Below are 616 nucleotides of genomic sequence, written 5' to 3' on the forward strand. Positions count from 1 at the left end.
TTGATATGTTTCAATTGCGATGAGTGCCTTTGTCAATCAAGGGAATTAGTTTGCATGATGCCGGAAATTAAACAGTTATTTGAGAATAATTCAAAATGGTCGGAAGAAATCAAATCTGATCGTCCTGAATATTTCGCTAAGCTCGCCGAAGGCCAAAAGCCTGATTTTCTTTGGATTGGCTGCTCCGATAGTCGAGTACCCGCAGAACGATTAACCGGCCTTTACTCCGGTGAATTATTTGTTCACCGCAATGTTGCAAACCAAGTCATTCACACAGACCTCAATTGCCTTTCCGTTGTTCAATACGCCGTTGATGTACTCAAGGTGAAGCACATTATTGTGTGTGGCCACTATGGTTGCGGCGGTGTTAACGCGGCGATAGATAACCCTCAACTCGGGCTTATCAATAACTGGCTACTGCACATCAGAGATCTTTACTTCAAGCATCGTTCTTACTTAGACCAAATGCCTGTTGAAGATCGTGCCGATAAGCTTGGTGAAATTAACGTTGCAGAACAAGTTTATAACCTAGGCAATTCAACCATCATGCAAAACGCGTGGGAGCGCGGGCAAGATGTCGAAATTCACGGTGTCGTATACGGAATTGAAGATGGTC

General features: G+C 43.8%; 1 protein-coding gene. It reads left to right on the plus strand.

Features of this window, described 5'->3' with window-relative positions; genetic code table 11:
• Positions 1-57 precede the first annotated feature (57 nt).
• A partial coding sequence (gene can, locus R7R24_RS28275; protein WP_318120390.1) for a carbonate dehydratase occupies positions 58-616 on the plus strand: 559 nt, incomplete at its 3' end.

The organism is Vibrio sp. 704 (assembly GCF_033339295.1).